Origin of the sequence: uncultured Martelella sp. (assembly GCF_963677965.2) — a bacterium.
Classification (GTDB): Bacteria; Pseudomonadota; Alphaproteobacteria; order Rhizobiales; family Rhizobiaceae; genus Martelella; species Martelella mangrovi.
In genome coordinates, this window is the sequence record NZ_CAXXFM010000001.1 from 453,820 (window position 1) to 469,033 (window position 15,214).

15 protein-coding genes are annotated in these 15,214 nt (G+C 61.7%); 2 read left to right on the forward strand and 13 right to left on the reverse strand.

All coding sequences use genetic code 11. The annotated features are described in order from the left end of the window. The first annotated feature begins 87 nt into the window (after positions 1–87). On the forward strand, positions 88–1,593 hold the full coding sequence (locus ACHZCU_RS02380; RefSeq protein ID WP_319517486.1) for a serine hydrolase domain-containing protein: 1,506 nt from the start codon (positions 88–90) through the stop codon (positions 1,591–1,593). 54 nt (positions 1,594–1,647) lie between these two features. On the opposite strand, the gene ACHZCU_RS02385 is transcribed toward ACHZCU_RS02380, so the two are convergent. From ACHZCU_RS02385 to ACHZCU_RS02420, 8 genes are all read right to left on the reverse strand, one after another. After that, the gene (locus ACHZCU_RS02385; protein WP_319517487.1) at positions 1,648–2,097 is read right to left on the reverse strand and encodes a type II 3-dehydroquinate dehydratase; all 450 of its coding nucleotides are present in this window, start codon (positions 2,095–2,097) and stop codon (positions 1,648–1,650) included. A 6-nt stretch (positions 2,098–2,103) separates the two neighbouring features. Continuing rightward, a complete protein-coding gene (locus tag ACHZCU_RS02390) occupies positions 2,104–3,396 on the reverse strand; it encodes a TRAP transporter large permease (protein ID WP_319517488.1) in 1,293 nt (430 codons plus the stop codon). Next, positions 3,396–3,905 carry a TRAP transporter small permease subunit gene (locus tag ACHZCU_RS02395; protein ID WP_319517489.1) on the reverse strand — a complete coding sequence of 170 codons (510 nt, stop codon included), beginning with the start codon at positions 3,903–3,905 and terminating at the stop codon, positions 3,396–3,398. Before ACHZCU_RS02395 ends, ACHZCU_RS02390 begins: the two co-directional genes overlap by 1 nt. Before the next feature lie 65 nt (positions 3,906–3,970). Further along, positions 3,971–4,957, reverse strand: a complete 987-nt coding sequence (gene dctP / locus ACHZCU_RS02400) for a TRAP transporter substrate-binding protein DctP (RefSeq protein ID WP_319517490.1) — start codon at positions 4,955–4,957, stop codon at positions 3,971–3,973. Positions 4,958–5,066: 109 nt separating this feature from the next. Further along, a complete protein-coding gene (locus ACHZCU_RS02405; protein ID WP_319517491.1) occupies positions 5,067–6,053 on the reverse strand; it encodes a sialic acid TRAP transporter substrate-binding protein SiaP in 987 nt (328 codons plus the stop codon). 24 nt (positions 6,054–6,077) lie between these two features. Beyond that, on the reverse strand, positions 6,078–6,959 hold the full coding sequence (locus ACHZCU_RS02410) for an SMP-30/gluconolactonase/LRE family protein (protein WP_394706002.1): 882 nt from the start codon (positions 6,957–6,959) through the stop codon (positions 6,078–6,080). Between the two features lie 14 nt (positions 6,960–6,973). Further along, on the reverse strand, positions 6,974–8,866 hold the full coding sequence (locus ACHZCU_RS02415) for a TIM barrel protein (RefSeq protein ID WP_319517493.1): 1,893 nt from the start codon (positions 8,864–8,866) through the stop codon (positions 6,974–6,976). A 4-nt stretch (positions 8,867–8,870) separates the two neighbouring features. After that, a complete protein-coding gene (locus ACHZCU_RS02420) occupies positions 8,871–9,767 on the reverse strand; it encodes a shikimate dehydrogenase (protein WP_319517494.1) in 897 nt (298 codons plus the stop codon). A 161-nt stretch (positions 9,768–9,928) separates the two neighbouring features. Between ACHZCU_RS02420 and ACHZCU_RS02425 the strand changes: the two genes are divergently transcribed. After that, positions 9,929–11,593, forward strand: a complete 1,665-nt coding sequence (locus ACHZCU_RS02425; protein WP_319517495.1) for an alpha/beta hydrolase fold domain-containing protein — start codon at positions 9,929–9,931, stop codon at positions 11,591–11,593. A gap of 7 nt (positions 11,594–11,600) precedes the next feature. On the opposite strand, the gene ACHZCU_RS02430 is transcribed toward ACHZCU_RS02425, so the two are convergent. The 5 genes from ACHZCU_RS02430 to pcaD are packed head-to-tail and all read right to left on the reverse strand — an operon-like array spanning position 11,601 to position 15,185. Continuing rightward, positions 11,601–12,653, reverse strand: coding sequence for a 3-carboxy-cis,cis-muconate cycloisomerase (locus tag ACHZCU_RS02430; RefSeq protein ID WP_319517496.1), 1,053 nt, complete (start codon positions 12,651–12,653; stop codon positions 11,601–11,603). 51 nt (positions 12,654–12,704) lie between these two features. Next, positions 12,705–13,304 (reverse strand): protocatechuate 3,4-dioxygenase subunit alpha, encoded by a 600-nt coding sequence (gene pcaG, locus ACHZCU_RS02435; protein ID WP_319517497.1) that lies wholly within the window; start codon positions 13,302–13,304, stop codon positions 12,705–12,707. Position 13,305: 1 nt separating this feature from the next. Next, entirely contained in the window at positions 13,306–14,034 is a 729-nt protein-coding gene (gene pcaH / locus ACHZCU_RS02440; protein ID WP_319517498.1) for a protocatechuate 3,4-dioxygenase subunit beta, read from the reverse strand. Next, positions 14,027–14,413: a 4-carboxymuconolactone decarboxylase gene (pcaC, locus tag ACHZCU_RS02445; RefSeq protein ID WP_319517499.1), complete on the reverse strand. Its 387-nt coding sequence runs from the start codon at positions 14,411–14,413 to the stop codon at positions 14,027–14,029. Before pcaC ends, pcaH begins: the two co-directional genes overlap by 8 nt. Next, positions 14,406–15,185 carry a 3-oxoadipate enol-lactonase gene (pcaD, locus tag ACHZCU_RS02450; RefSeq protein WP_394706003.1) on the reverse strand — a complete coding sequence of 260 codons (780 nt, stop codon included), beginning with the start codon at positions 15,183–15,185 and terminating at the stop codon, positions 14,406–14,408. The genes pcaC and pcaD overlap by 8 nt, the downstream gene beginning before the upstream one ends. Between the last annotated feature and the right edge of the window lie 29 nt (positions 15,186–15,214).

Sequence of the window (15,214 nt, forward strand, 5' to 3'; positions counted from 1 at the left end):
GGGTTCACGTCAAATGTCTGGCGAACACCAACCGCCTCTCAGGCCAGTGGCTTTATGCCGTGCCCGCAGACACACAGGAAATGGGATATGACAGAACTGAACTGGGGTAATGCGGAGAAGGCGGCGGCAGCGCGCCTCAGTGCATGGCGGGAAACGGAGCCGGGCGGTGCCATTATCGTCTTCGACGCGGGCGGTCCACGTATTGCCGTCGCAGGCGGCGTGGAAGATCTTTCGACGCTGAAGCCGTTTACCGCAGACACTGTCGTCCGCTACGCCTCCGTCACCAAACACGCCTTCGCCTCACTGGTCACGGCGCATAACGATATCATCGGACTCGACGATCCGCTCGGGCGTCACCTTCCCGAACTGCAACCGCCTCTGGCGGAGGTAACCGTGGGGCAAGCACTCGATATGACCGGCGGCCTGCCGGATGTGCGCGAATGCCTGACCCTGCTCGGCCTTTCCGTTTTTACCGAAACCGCCGCCCGTCCCCTGTTTGAACTCCTCACCCGCATGACCCGGCTGAATTTTCCCGCCGGCACGGAGATTTCCTATTCCAACACCGGCTACCGGCTGGTGGAAACCGCATTGGAACGCAGGAATATATTCTTCCGCGACTATATCCGCCGGCAGGGCGAGACGCTCGGCGTCACCTTCGATGCGCCGGATGTGTGGAGCGACCCCGTCCGTAACCTGTCTCCCGGATACTGGCGCGACGGCGCGCAATGGCGGCTGTCATCAGCGGGCCTGCATATTTCCGCATCCGGCAGCATGACCGGCAGCGCCGCCGCGCTGGCCGCGTGGGTGCAGGCGCTGATGACGGAAAGAGGCGAATATGCCGGCATTCTGGAGCGTCTTGCCGCCCGGCGCTATCTCGCGGATGGACGCCCGACGGATTACGGCCTCGGCATACGCCGCGTCCAGCTCGGCAACAGAACATTGTTCGGCCATGGCGGATCGCATCCGGGCTACAAGAGCCATTTTCTCATCGACCGCGAAAGCATGACCGGCGCTGTTATTGTGGCAAACCGCGAAGATGTCGATGCCTACGCGATGGCAATGGATGTCATGGCGGCGCTCACGGGCGAGAGCCTGCCGAAGCCTGCAACGCGCCTGCCGGACGGGCTTTACGTGACTGCAAACGGTCCATGGTGGATCGAGGTCAAAGGATCGTCTCTGACCTATCTGAACAATTCAGACACACTTTATGCGGACGGTGACGGGACCGTGGCATCGCGCTCGCCGACATCGCCGGCCCGGCTGCGATGGGACGGAAGCGCGATTACCGGGGAAATCGGCCATGCCGAACGCCGCTTTCTGCCCGCCGATCCCGAACCCGTCCCGGCCGGCCTTCAGGGCCGATGGCTTTCCCCGGAAGGGGCAATGTTCGCCATAGACGGCACCGACGTGATTATCGGCACCGGCCCGGTAAAACGGCGCATGCCGCTCAAATCACTGGGCCGGGGCCGTTTTCTGTTCAGTCTCGCGGATGGCCCCTGGACCAAGCGGATATTGCTGCACAGGCTGACGGAAGACCGACTGGAACTGGTTCTGAGCCGCGCGCGGATGATCGAATATAAGCGCCTGGCATAAGGCCGGGCGCTCATTGCCAGCGCTTTGGCCTCACCCCGCCGCCTGACTGAAACATCACGCCCCTTGGGTCGTCTCCGCCGCCATTTCGCGCAGCAGGCGCACGGCATGGGGATAGCCGCGGGCACCGCAGCCGGCCATTACCGCCGTTGCCACGGGCGAGACCAGCGAATTGTGGTACATCGGTTCGCGCTTGTGGACGTTGGAGATGTGGAACTCGATCAGCGGGCCGGGATACATCTTCAGCGCATCCATCATCGCCATCGAATAAAAGGTGAAGGCGGCGGGGTTGATCAGCAGCGCCGAAGAGGCATCGATGGCCTCGTGTATCCACTCGATCATTTCCTGTTCGGAATTGGTCTGGCGAAACACCAGCCCCTCCTCGCCGGCCGCTTCCATACACATGGCTTCGACTTCGGCCAGTGTCGTGTGCCCGTAGACTTCCGGCTCGCGCAGGCCGAGCCGGTTGAGGTTGGGTCCGTTCAGGACATAAACGGGTTTGGTCATGCGCATTTACCCCTTGTAGCCGAACTGGCGCGGCAGCCAGAGCGAGAGATCCGGAAACAGCGTGATCACAAGCAGCGCGGCGATAAGCGCCAGCAGGAAAGGCAGGATTTCGCGGATGATGGCATGCAGTGACTTGCCCGAAATGTTCGACATCACAAAAAGCAGCAGCCCATAGGGCGGCGTAATCAGGCCCAGCATGATGTTGACCACGCAGACAACGCCGAAATGCACCAGATCGATGCCGAGCGCGTTGGCTGTCGGAATGAACACCGGCACAATCACCAGAAGCACGGTCGTGCCTTCAAGCAGGCAGCCCAGCGCCAGCAGGATGACGTTGACGATCAGCAGGAACATGATCGGCGAGAGATTGAAACCCGAAAGCCAGTTGCTCAACGTTGTCGGCACATTCTCGATCGTCACCACATAATTGAAGACCAGGGCGCCTGCGATCAGCATGCCGATGGAGGCCGTGGTCCGCGCGCTCGACAGCAGTGAATGATAGACCGCGCTTGCGCTGACGCTGTTGTAAAGCAATGCGGAAACGAGAAGGGCATAGAGTGCGGCGATCGCGGCCGCCTCGGTCGGCGTCGTGGCGCCGCCATAAATGCCGCCCAGAAGCACCACCGGCATCATCAGCACCGGGAAAGCCTTGACCACAATGCCCGGCAGCTTGCGCATCGGCACCGGCTCTTCCACCGGAAACGACCGGCGGCGCGCGCTGGTGAGAACGATGGTGGCCTGCACAATGCCCATCAAAAGCCCCGGAATCATGCCGGCAAGGAACAGGTAGCCGATGGAGGCATCCGAGACCAGCGCGTAGATGACCATCGGGATCGATGGCGGAATGATCGGCCCGATCACCGCGGTGGAGGCCGTGAGCGCAGCCGCAAACGCCGGCGGATATTTGCCGTCCGCCGTCATCATCTTCTGCATCATCTTGCCGGTGCCCGCCGCATCGGCAAGCGCGGAACCGGACATGCCGGCGAAAATGATGCTTTGCGCCACATTCACCAGCGCCAGCCCGCCGCGAAACCGGCCGACGAAGGCGTTACAGAAGGCCAGAAGCCGCAGCGTCATGCTGCCGGAATTCATCAGTTCGGCGGCAAGGATGAACAGCGGCACGGCCAGCAGGATGTAGCTGGAAAACAGGCCGTTGAGGATCTGCTCGGCGGCCGTGCCCATGTCGAGACCGGCCAGCATCAGATAAAGGATGGACGATGCGATCATCGCGTGACCGACCGGCAGCCCCAGAAGCGCCAGAAGGAGGATCGAGATGATGCAGATTGTGAAGGGATCCATCATTCTTCCTGCCCCCCGAGTTCGGCATGCTCAACGTAGCGGTCCGTCAGCGCGCTCCATAGCAGCCACGCATAACGTATCAGAGTAGCGACGGCGAAGATGATGTAGATCGAATAGACATAGTCATAGGGAATATCGAGATAGGACGTATCCTGGACCTTCATGAAGGTCACATAGTCCCACACGGCCGGCAGCGAATAGCCGTAGAGAAACAAGAGCGCCACGGCCGCCAGCACCGACATGACGCGCCGGACACGGTGGCCGGCAAGCGCCAGCACGAAGTCGAAGCGGATCTCGTCGGCTTCACGCAGAACGAAGGCCGCGCCCCAAAGCACGAGCCACAGCCACATCAGGATTGTCAGTTCGGACGCGCCGCCGATCGGCAGGTTCAGGAGATAGCGGAACGCCACCTGAACAATGAAGGCGATAAACATGATCGCCAGCATCAGGGCTGCGATATTCTCGGCCCTTCTGTGCAGCCATGCACCTATTTGCGTTAGTTTTTGCAAGATATTCTGCCTCAAACGGATCGTACCCGTTTCCGGGTACGATCACTGACGGTTACTGGATAAATTCAGAGCGCGTTGATGCGATCAAGCATGCCTTCCGGCCAATCTTTCGACAGATCGGAATCGAGATACATCTGCTGCGCATAGGTGCGGAACGCATCGACATCGGGCGTGTAGATGTTGAGGCCCTGTTCTTCGAAGAATGAAGCCAGTTCGCCCTCACGCGCCAGATGCTGCTCGGTGCTCCAGGCGATCGCCTCGTCCGCGGCCGCCTCGAATTCCTGCCGCTGCTCATCGGTGAAGGAATCCCAGACCTCCTGCGAAATCACCAGAAGGTCATATCCCACCAGATGCGAGGTCATGACAATCTGGTCCATGACTTCGTAGAACTTCATGTTCTCGACGTTGGGCAGCGGATTGTCCTGGCCATCGATCGCCCCGGTCTGGAGACCGGTATAGACCTCGGCATAGGCCATCGGCGTCGGATTGGCGCCAAGAGCGCGGCCGAGGAACTGCCAGGCATCGCCGCCGGGCATCCTGAGCTTCACGCCGGCCATGTCTTCCGGAGTGTTGATCTCCTTGTCGATCCGCAAACCGACCTGACGCGTGCCGAAATAGGTCGGTCCGAGGATGTGAATGCCAAGCTGATCTTCGGCCAAAGCCTTCATCTCGGCCCCGGCATCGCTCTTGAAGAATTCATTCAGATGCGCGGCATCGCGGAACAGATAGGCCGATGTCAGGATGGAAAAGGCCGGCACCTGCGTCGCGATATCCTGCGGCGAGACGTTGCCCATTTCCAGATTGCCGCGCTGGATGGCGATAATCTCGGTGGTCTGCTTGAACAGATTGCCACCATAGTAAAGCTCCAGATCGGCAATATCGGCCACGTTTTCCTGAAGCCGCTTCATCATATCGGCACGGATATCCTGTTCGGAAAACACCGCCGAGAAGCGAAGCTGCGGCGTATCCTCCTGCGCCAGCGCAGGCGTGACAAGTCCAAGAGCCAGCCCAACGGACGCAACAGCGCCCAACAGGTTTCTACGATTGATCATTTCTCTCTCCTCCAGTTTGCACCCTGCGGTTTTCCCGCCGCAGGATGTCCTCATTGTCGTGCGATTATCGCACGCTCCCATGATTTTTCAGGCCCGCGGGCCTTATTCCTCAAAGATTGTTGATCTTTTCCAGCATGCCTTCCGGCCAGTCCTTCGACATGTCCGAATCGAGATACTGCTTCTGTGCGTAGGTGCGGAACGCATCGACATCGGGCGTATAGACGTCGAGCCCCTGATCCTTGAAGAAGGTCACCAGTTCGTCTTCCTGCTCCAGATATTGTCCATTCGACCAGGTAAAGGCCTCGGTCGCGGCATCGCGCAGGGTCTGCTGCTGTTCCTCGCTCAGGCTGTCGAACTTCTTCGCGCTCATGATCAGCATGCCGAAGCCGACATTGTGGCTGGTCAGAACGATCTGGTCCGTCACCTCGTAGAATTTCATCGCCTTGTCGTTGGGAAGCGGATTGTCCTGCCCGTCGATGACGCCCGTCTGCAGGGCGGTATAAACTTCCGGATAGGGAATCGGCGCCGGATTGGCGCCAATCGCCTTACCGAGGAACTGCCAGCTTTCGCCGCCCGGCATGCGCAGCTTGATGCCCGACATGTCTTCCGGCGTCATGATCTTCTCGTCACCGACGACATTGACCTGCCGGCGGCCGTAATAGGCGGGCGCCAGGATCTCGATGCCCATTTTATCGCGCGCGAGTTCGCGGAACGTATCGCCGACCTCGCTGTTGAAAATCCGCATCAGGTGATCGGCATCGCGCACGACATAGGCCGCGCCGAGAATATAGAATGCCGGGGCCTGCTCGGCAAAGTCCGACGGCGGCAGGATGGCCAGATCCAGATTGCCGCGCTGGACGGCAACCAGTTCCGCACCCTGCTTGACCAGTGTGCCGTTGAAGTGGGCTTTCAGATTGAAGTCATCGCTGATTTCGTCGGCAAAAATGCCGGTCATTGCCTGCGAACGCGGCACATCGGCCGATGTGACATCGGAATAAAGCAGATCGATCTTGTCCTGCGCCTGTGCACCGGCCGCCATGGCAACCGTGACGGCAGCCATCAGAGCCAATCGTCGCATTTTTGTATGGATTGTCATTTTTATTCTTCCTCCTGAATATCCCTAGAAACAAAATCGATGCTCGGCCAGCCCCTGACCGGCACCGGTTATCGCAAAAACGCTGCCTGCAAGCGGTTCCCTGGCAAGCTGCTCTTCGCTTAGAAACTTGAACGCCGTGGTCACGAACAGCGTCTTGTAATCCGGACCGCCAAAACACAGGCAGGTCGGGTTGGTCACCGGCAGGGAAATCCTGCGGTCGATGCGGCCATCGGGCGTGTAGCGCACGACAGCGCCACCGGCGAAAAAGGCCTGCCAGAGGCAGCCGTCGGCATCCACGCATGCCCCGTCGGGACGTTCGCCGCCGGCCGTATAATCGGCAAACACCGTGCGCGAAACCGGCCGTTCGCCGGCGTCATCCAGCGTGATCTTCCAGGTCAGATGCCGCCGCGTATCGGTGAAATACATATGCCGCCCGTCAGGATCGAAGGCGATGCCGTTCGAAACGATAACGTCGTCGTAAAAGGCGGTAAACGAACCATCCGGGTCGACACGGTAGAGGCTCCCGAGACCATCTTTCAGCCCGTTGTCCATGGTGCCGATCCAGAGCCGGCCATTGCGGTCGACGCGGCCGTCATTCAGCCGGGTGGCGGGAAATTTTTCATCCGGCACGCGGGCAAAGGGTTCGGATGCCCCCGTCTGCGGATCGAGCAGCACCAGATCCAGATCGCGCGCGACAAGGTGTTTGCCGGAACGGGTGAGCGCCTGACTGCCCAGATAGGTGCAGGGCTGGGCGCGCGAAAACGCCTCGCCGGTCGACGGATCAAGCTGCCAGAACTGCGGATCCTCGATATCGATCCACACAAGCCGCCGGGTCTGCTCGCACCACAGCGGCGTTTCGCCAAGCCGGGCCTTTACCGTCTGGATACAGTCCACTTCAGGTGTCATCATCCGTGCCCCCGTCATTGCCGTGGCACCGATGCAGGCCGCATCAGCCTGCGCTGAGCTGCGGTGCGGAATGGCGCATTGACCGCGCCATAGCCCGAATACGCACCCTGCCGCTGAACGATCTCGAAGAAAATGCCATCGCCGAACGGCCGGCTGTAAAGCTGGAAATAGGCGCCGTTCTTGTCTTCGTCGTAAAGGATATTGTGGCGTTTGAGACGATCGATCGTCTCCGGCTCCACCGCCAGTCGCGCCACGAGGTCGTCGTAGTAATTGTCCGGCATCGGCAGGAATGCAAAACCGTTTGCCGCAAGCGCCTCGGCCGTGGCGAAGATGTCATCGGTCTCGAAGGCGACATGCTGCACCGACGAACCGAAACTGTCGGCAACGAACCGGCCGGCAAAGGTTCTGTGCGTCTCGGCGCCGTTCAGGGTCACGCGCAGCGCGCCATCGGGCGACTGAATGGCCTGACTGCGGACCAGACCGCCGGGATCGACGACATCGACGGTCGGCGTTTTTTCGGTCTCGAAAAGCGACAGGTAGAACAGCGACCATGTCAGCATTTCTTCGTAGTTCATTGTCTGGGCAATGTGGTCGATCCGTTTCAGCCCGGCGTCACGCGTTGGCGTATCGTCGGAGACCGGGCGGAATTCCTTGTCCCAGACCCCGGCAAGGCCGCTGGTATCATCAATGAAATGCATCAGTCCCGCGCCGACGCCGCGAATCGCTGGAATGTCCAGCTCTCCGGTTCCCACCGGCTGATGGAACGGCGTGATGCCGAGCGCCTCGGCGCGCGTGACGGTATCGGCGGCGCTTTCCACCTGCAGCCCGATATCGCAGATATTGAGGCCGTGCACGATATGCGCGCTGTGGGCAAAGCCCTCGCGTTCGGTATTGATGACCACGCGGATGTCGCCCTGCTGCCAGAGTTCCACCTGTTTGGAGATGTGCCGCCCCGCCCGCCGGAAACCGAGCGCCGACAGAATACCGGCCAGTTCCGCCGCTTCCGTCTCATCGGCGGCAAATTCCACGAAGGAAACGCCACGTGTCGAAATCCGCGGCGGCATGTCGGGCAGGTTGAAGGCATTGTCCGGCTCCTGCCGTCGGACCTGATCCATCAGATAAACCAGCGAACGGTGTCCGTCGCGCGCAATCGCACCGGGACTGCCGCCACGGAACTGGTCGTTGAAGACTTCAAGGCTCAGCGGCCCGGAATATCCCGTTGCCGCAACCGCGCGCATGAAGGAGACGACATCGAGATCGCCCTCGCCCGGCATATTGCGGAAGTGACGCGACCAGTAGAGCAGGTCCATCTCGATGATCGGCGCATCGGCAAGCTGCACGAAAAAGATGCGGTCGCCGGGAATGCGGCGGATGGTATCGGGATCGATGCCGCGGCCGAGCGTGTGAAAACTGTCGAGAATGAGCCCGATATTCGGATGGTCGGCGCGGCGCACCACTTCCCAGGCGTCGCGATGGTCCCAGACATGCTTGCCCCATGCCAGCGCCTCGAAACCGACGCGCAAGCCCCGCTTTGCCGCCCGTTCACCGAGCGCTGCGAAGTCATTCGCCATGCGGTCGATCCCGCCGAGCGCTTCCGGGTGGGTCGACGAGCAGACCAGCACCAGATCGGTGCCCAGTTCCTGCATCAGGTCGAATTTGCGCTCCATGCGGTCGAAGGCGCGCGCCCGCAACGGCTCCGGCAGCCCTTCGAAATCGCGGAACGGCTGGAACAGCGTGATTTCCAGCCCGTGATCGCGCACCATGCGTCCGACCTCGCGCGGCGAGGCGTCGAAGGCGATGAAATCCTGCTCGAAAATCTCGATGCCATCGAAACCGGCGGCAGCGATGGCGGCCAGTTTTTCAGGCAGATCGCCGGCAATGCAAACGGTGGCGATTGAGGTCTTCATCCCGTCACGCTCCCCTCTCCGGTGCAGCTTTTGCAAGCAGAACCGGCTTCATTTCGGCAATATCGGGTTCCTTGCCGGTAAACAGCTCAAAGGCGCGCACAGCCTGCCAGAGCGCCATGCCGGTGCCCGGCAAAACCGCACACCCCTTTTCGGTCGCAGCCTTGATCAGTTCCGTCTCCGGCGGGAAATAGACGATATCGGCCACCCAGTGACGCGGCGCGATCAGATGTTTTGGAAGCGGACAGCCCGGCAGTTTTTCCATGCCCACGGGCGAGGCATTGACGATGCCATCGACATCGGCGGCAATGTCCGTATTTTCAACGGCCTGAACCCGCTCCGCACTGAAATGCTGCGCCAGAACCGCGACCAGCGCGTCAGCCTTTTTTCGGTCGGGATCGAACACGAACAGCCGGCCAATGCCTTCATCGAGAAGCGCATGCGCGACCGCCCCACCGGCGCCGCCGGCGCCCATAAGCAACGCCCGGTCGCGCGCGGCATCTTCGGCCAGCCCGCGGCGCAGGCTCTGGGCAAAGCCCCAGCAATCTGTGTTGTGGCCGATGCGCCGGCCATCCTCGAAAACGACCGTATTCACCGCGCCGACCATTTGCGCGTCCTGCGACAATTCATCGAGATGCGGCATTACCGCCTGTTTGAAGGGATAGGTCACGTTGAGGCCGCGATAGCCTTCGGCTTGCAGCAGATCGAGGATCGCGCCGACATCGGAAGGCAGGTCACGTTCCAGCACGTCGATAAAATCGTACTGGTAGTCGAGACCCAGCGCCTTCGCGGCGGCCATATGCATGCCCGGCGTCCGCGAACCACCGATTCCCTGCCCCAGGAGACCGGCCTTGAAGACCTGCCCCGAGCCGGCCCGCGCCGAACGTGCCTGTGTGACGACCATGCAGAAACAACCTCCCAAATAATCTCCTGTTCTTGATTTTGTTCAATTCGGTTAATTATGTCAAGGGAATGTTCGGCACGGTTAGTTTTGTTTTGTGGGTCGTGAAATTGCGGTTTATTATGTAGTAGACGCGCATGGGGACACGTTCGGGAGGAGAGAACTTGGCGAAGGGCGAAATCAGGGACGAGGTAGATGTGACCGCGCGGCGAAGCTGGAAGCAGGATCCGGAGGCCGTACGCGAAAATATCCTGCAGACGGCCCGCGCCGTGTTTGTCGCCCACGGGCTTTCCGGCGCCAAGATGGACGAAATCGCGGCGCGCACCCGCACCTCGAAACGCATGATCTATTACTATTTCGGCGACAAGGAGGGCCTTTACCGCGCCGTTCTGGAAGATGCCTATGCCCGCATGCGCCGCGCGGAGGACGATCTCGAACTCGAAAGCCTTCATCCGGTGGAGGCCCTGCGGCAGCTGACGGAGTTCACATTCGACCACCACAGCCGGGAGCGCGATTTCGTGCGGCTGGTGATGGTCGAGAACATCCACCAGGGCCGTCACATGTCGAAATCCGAGATGATCGCGGGGCAGAACAGCTCCGCCATCCGGCTTCTGGAGGAGATCTACAGGCGCGGCTGCGACGAGGGCCTGTTCCGCTCCGGCCTGACGGCGCTGGAGCTGCACTGGCACATCTCGGCGCTTGCCATCTTCAACGTTTCCAACCGCGCCACCTTCTCGAACATTTTCGGCACAGAGCTGTTCGAACCCAAGGGGCAGGACATGCTGCGCCGGCACACCGGCGACATGGTGCTGCGCTTCGTGATGAAGCCGGGGCTTTCGCCCGAGGATGTCGAGCAGCGCCCGCAGACGAAACCGCGCAAGATCGATCCCGGAATCTACCGCTTTATCGAGGTTCTGGAAGCACAACAGGCCAGCCTTCCCGCCGGCACGACGCTCGAGGCGCGGCGCGTGCTCTACAATTCGATTGCCCGCAACCTGCGACTGCCCACGCCGCCCAATATCGAGACCGACACCGAACACTGGATCGACAGTGACGGCGGGCCCGTGCGCGTGCGCATCTTCCGGCACATGAGCAGCGGCCCGCAACCGGCCCTGATCTATCTGCACGGCGGCGGTTTCTGGCGCGGCAGCCCCGAATCGCACTGGGACACCACGGCCCGCCTTGCCTCGTGGACACGGCAGACGGTGATTTCCGTGGATTATGCGCTGGCGCCCGAGCATCCCTGTCCGACGGCGCTGGAACAGACGCTTTCGGTCATTGCCTGGGCGCGCGCAAAGGCGGAGACGCTCGGTATCGATGCGGAGCGAATCGCCATCGGCGGCGACGGCGCGGGCGGAAACCTCGCCGCCGTCACGGCGATGACCTGCCGGGACAGGAACATACCGCTTTGCGCCCAACTGCTGATCTATCCGATCTGCGATTTCGACCTGACCCGGACGTCCTGCAGGCAGAATGCCGAGGGCCCCTTGCTGCGCCCGGAGAACGTCGCCGACATGGGCGCCCGCTACTGTCCGGACAAAAAACGACTGATGTCCGACCCGATGATCACGCCGCTCTCGGCGCCGACGCTTACGGATCTGCCTCCGGCCTTCATCGCGCTTGCCGCCAACGACCCGATGCGCGACAGCGGCGCGGCCTATGCCTCGGCCCTGAAGAAGGCTGGCGTTGCGGTGAGCATCGACGAGGGCGAGGGCCTCGCCCACGACTATCTGCGAACCCTGAGCCATTGCCCGCTTGCCGAAGACAAGCTCAGGATCATCAGCGACTGGCTTTATGAGGTCTTCCGGTTTGCCGGTGACGGTGCCTGACACGGTTTCAGCCCGTACCCATCCGCTCGACCTTTCCGCAAAGGTCGATGGCGGCACCGAGCCCGCGGCCGGTCGCCAGCGCCATCTGCGGCAGGATCATCCATTCCAGCGACCAGGCCGCGCCCGAGCGCTCCTGTTCATGGACCAGCGCCTGATGCAGGCCGGAAAGCTGGGCGGCGTTGAAGCGGGCAAGGGTGACCAGAAGCTCGGCCAGAACCGGATTGCTCTTGTGCGGCATGGCTGATGATCCGCCGCCGCCCGACAGCGCGATTTCATCGACGCCCTGCTGCGCCATCAGCGCGATATCCTGCCCCATCTTTCCCAGCGTGCCGGAGATCAGCGACAGCACCGCGGCATATTCGCCGATCCCGTCGCGCATGGCATGCCAGGCTTTTTGTGTCGGCTGAAGGCCCAGCCTTTCGGCGACATCGGCAACAACGGCATCCGCCCTGTCGCCCAATGCGGCACGGTTTCCCGCCGCCCCGCCGATCTGCACCTTTTCGACGCGCAGGCGCAATGCCTTGAGACGCGGGACATGATCGCCAAGCGGCAGCCGCCAGGACAGCAGCCGGTCACCGACCGTAATCGGCACGGCGGCCTGCATGCGTGTTCGCCCGGTCAACCGGTTCTCGCCGAAATGCCGTTCCAGCGCGGTCAGCGCCGCAATCAGCCGTTCGAGACGGGCGAGGAAAAGCGCGGTCGTTTCGCGCAGGGTCATCGCCAGCGCCGTATCGATCACGTCCTGCGATGTCGCGCCCTTGTGCACGGCCTCGGCAGGCGCGACCCGGCGGAGCATTTCGACAAGCGCCGGAACCGGCACACCGTCAGCACCGGTGCCTGCCGCAAGCGCCTGCGGCTCTACGTCCGCCTGCTCGATGGCGCTGGCCGCGCTTTCAGCCTGTGCCGCGTCGAAAATCCCGCAGGCGCCCAGCGCCCGACTCCACGCCGCCTCGAAGGCCAGCATGTGCCGCAACTGGCTTTCAGGCGACCAGATCGCCGCCGTTTCCGTATCGCCGAAAAGGCCACCAAGCCAGGGATGATCGAAGACCGATGTGTTCACGCATTATGCTCCAAGAGCGCCGGCACAGTGTTTCCGCGCCGGCGCGACTGATCAGATGTCGAGGAAAACCGTTTCGCCCTCGCCCTGCAAGCGGATATCGAAACGATATTGCCCCTCGACCGTCTTTTTCGCGATCAGCGTCGGCACCCGGTGCTTCAGTTCAACGGCACTCAGCAGCCGGTCGCCGCTATTGTCCTCGTCATCGAAATAGATGCGGGTGTTGAGGCCGATATTGATGCCGCGCGCCACGATCCAGATCGAGATATGCGGCGCATTATGCGATCCGCCGCGCCCCCTGAAGGCACCCGGCTTGACGGTGCGCAGCACGAACTCACCGCTATCGGCATCGGCGGCAAAGCGGCAATGGCCAGAAACGGCGGGATCGGCACCCGGCTGACCGGGAAAGATACCGGCGGCATCGGTCTGCCAGCTTTCGAACATCGCATCGCGGATGGCATAACCGGTTCCATCGAGGACGCAGCCGCGAATTTCGATGATCTCGCCTTTCGCGCCATCTGAAATCGCGTGTTCGCCGATCTCCTCGTCGTAGCTTCCGGGATTGCCGGCGTAGGTCGGCATGCAGCCGATATGAACGTAGGGACCTGCGGTCTGCGACGGCGTTTCGGCCAGAATTTCGGGTCTCTTGATCATCTCACAACCCCTCCAGTCTGTTTTCGAACATGGTCTGCCGGCGGCCGCGCAGGACGATATCGAACCGGTAGGCCAGGAAATCGAGCGGGCGGGCCATCGACATGTCCAGCGGCGCGACCAGCCGGTCGAGATTGCTGCGTTCCTTGATGGTGTTGGCGATGGGACAGAGGTCGATCAGCGGGTCGCCTTCGAAATAGAGCTGGGTGATCAGCCTCTGGCCGAAGCTGTGACCGTAGACCGAAACATGGATATGCATCGGCCGCCAGTCATTGCCGCGATTGGGCCAGGGATAGGCGCCGGGGCGAATGGTCAGAAACTCGTAATAGCCGTTCTCATCGGTGAGCGTGCGCCCGCAGCCGCCGAAATTCGGATCGAGCGGCGCCAGATAGCTGTCCTTCTTGTGGCGATAGCGGCCACCGGCATTGGCCTGCCAGATTTCCACCAGCGTTTCGGGAACCGGCCTGCCGCGCTCATCCAGCACATGGCCGAATACGAGGATGCGCTCGCCGATGGCAGGTGCTGCGCCCTTGGTCCAGTTCAGGATCAGATTGTTGTCGAGCGCACCGAACATGCCGTGGCCGAACATCGGCCCGGTCTCCTCCGACGGGCCGCTTTCAAGAGAGAGCAGCGGCAGCGTCGGCGAACGCGCGACCGACGTCTTGTAGTCCGGCGCATAGGCCGGTGGATGAACCGTGCGGTTTCGCGGGATCAAAGGCCCGAGATCAGTCATCGTCATTCTCCTCCATTTCGGCATAAGTTGCCTTTGCCAGCTTCAGGGCATGATTGGCGCGCGGCACGCCCGCATAGATCGCCACATGCTGGAATGCCTCGATGACATCCTGCCTGCTGGCACCGGTGCGCCGGGTGGCGCGGATATGCATGGGTATTTCATCGAAATTTCCGGTTGCCGCCAGAAGCGCCAGCGTCAGCATAGACCGTTCGCGCCGGGAAATGGCATCGGACGCCCAGACCGTACCCCAGGCGCTTTCGGTAATCAGCGTCTGAAAGGCTTCGTCCAGCCCGGTCTTTGCCGCCTCGGCCCGGTCGACATGGGCATCGCCGAGCACGGCGCGGCGGGTTTTCATGCCGTCTGCATAACGCTCAGTCATGGCGGGTCTTCTCCAGAAAGTCGGTGATCAATGCGGCGACGGCCTCCGGCTTTTCGACACAGGGCAGATGCCCGGCATCGTCAACGATATGGAATGTCGCATGGCAGAGCTTTGCGGTTTCGGCGACCAGTTCGGGCGGCGTCGAGCCATCGAGCGCACCGGCAATCGCCATTGCCGGACAGGCGATCTGCGTGCTGCCTTCGGTCAGATCCGCCGCTGCCAGAGCGTGACAGCAGGCGATATAGCCCTCAAGCGTCGTGCGCTCGAGCATGTTGCGCCACTGCGATGCCTCGGGGCTGCCAAGAAACGCAGGGGAAAACCAGCGCGGCAGAATGCCATCGGAAATCGCGGCAATGCCGCCTTCGCTGAGGGCTGCGATGCGCTCGCCCCAGCTTTCCGCCGTGCCGATCTTCGCCGCCGTATCCATCAGCACCAGCGCCTGCGTCAGGTCGGGACGCTTGATTGCGAAAGACTGGGCAATCAGCCCGCCGATGGACAGGCCGACAAAGGTTACGTTGCGAAGATCGAGCGTCTCACAGATGGCGATGGCATCATCGCTGAGCATGTCGATCGTGTAGGGTCCGGGGGTGAGGTCGGAAAGGCCGTGGCCGCGCTTGTCGTAGCGCACGATCCGCAAATCCGGCGGCAGCTGTGCAACAAGCGCGTCAAAAACCCGAAGGTCGGTGCCAAGCGAATTGGCGAACAGAACCACCGGGCCGTCACGCGGCCCCTCGTCACGCACATGAAGTGCAGCATCTCCCGAACGGATCATCATCCTCTGTCCTCCTGATTTCTTTTTGC

Bases quoted from the DNA above. Each gene is read 5' to 3' on its own strand.
- ACHZCU_RS02410 (WP_394706002.1), bottom strand. From the start codon at position 6,959: ATGACACCTGAAGTGGACTGTATCCAGACGGTAAAGGCCCGGCTTGGC.
- ACHZCU_RS02380 (WP_319517486.1), top strand. From the start codon at position 88: ATGACAGAACTGAACTGGGGTAATGCGGAGAAGGCGGCGGCAGCGCGC.
- dctP (WP_319517490.1), bottom strand. From the start codon at position 4,957: ATGATCAATCGTAGAAACCTGTTGGGCGCTGTTGCGTCCGTTGGGCTG.
- pcaD (WP_394706003.1), bottom strand. From the start codon at position 15,185: ATGATCCGTTCGGGAGATGCTGCACTTCATGTGCGTGACGAGGGGCCG.
- pcaG (WP_319517497.1), bottom strand. From the start codon at position 13,304: ATGATCAAGAGACCCGAAATTCTGGCCGAAACGCCGTCGCAGACCGCA.
- pcaH (WP_319517498.1), bottom strand. From the start codon at position 14,034: ATGACTGATCTCGGGCCTTTGATCCCGCGAAACCGCACGGTTCATCCA.
- pcaC (WP_319517499.1), bottom strand. From the start codon at position 14,413: ATGACTGAGCGTTATGCAGACGGCATGAAAACCCGCCGCGCCGTGCTC.
- ACHZCU_RS02415 (WP_319517493.1), bottom strand. From the start codon at position 8,866: ATGAAGACCTCAATCGCCACCGTTTGCATTGCCGGCGATCTGCCTGAA.
- ACHZCU_RS02405 (WP_319517491.1), bottom strand. From the start codon at position 6,053: ATGACAATCCATACAAAAATGCGACGATTGGCTCTGATGGCTGCCGTC.
- ACHZCU_RS02420 (WP_319517494.1), bottom strand. From the start codon at position 9,767: ATGGTCGTCACACAGGCACGTTCGGCGCGGGCCGGCTCGGGGCAGGTC.
- ACHZCU_RS02385 (WP_319517487.1), bottom strand. From the start codon at position 2,097: ATGACCAAACCCGTTTATGTCCTGAACGGACCCAACCTCAACCGGCTC.
- ACHZCU_RS02390 (WP_319517488.1), bottom strand. From the start codon at position 3,396: ATGGATCCCTTCACAATCTGCATCATCTCGATCCTCCTTCTGGCGCTT.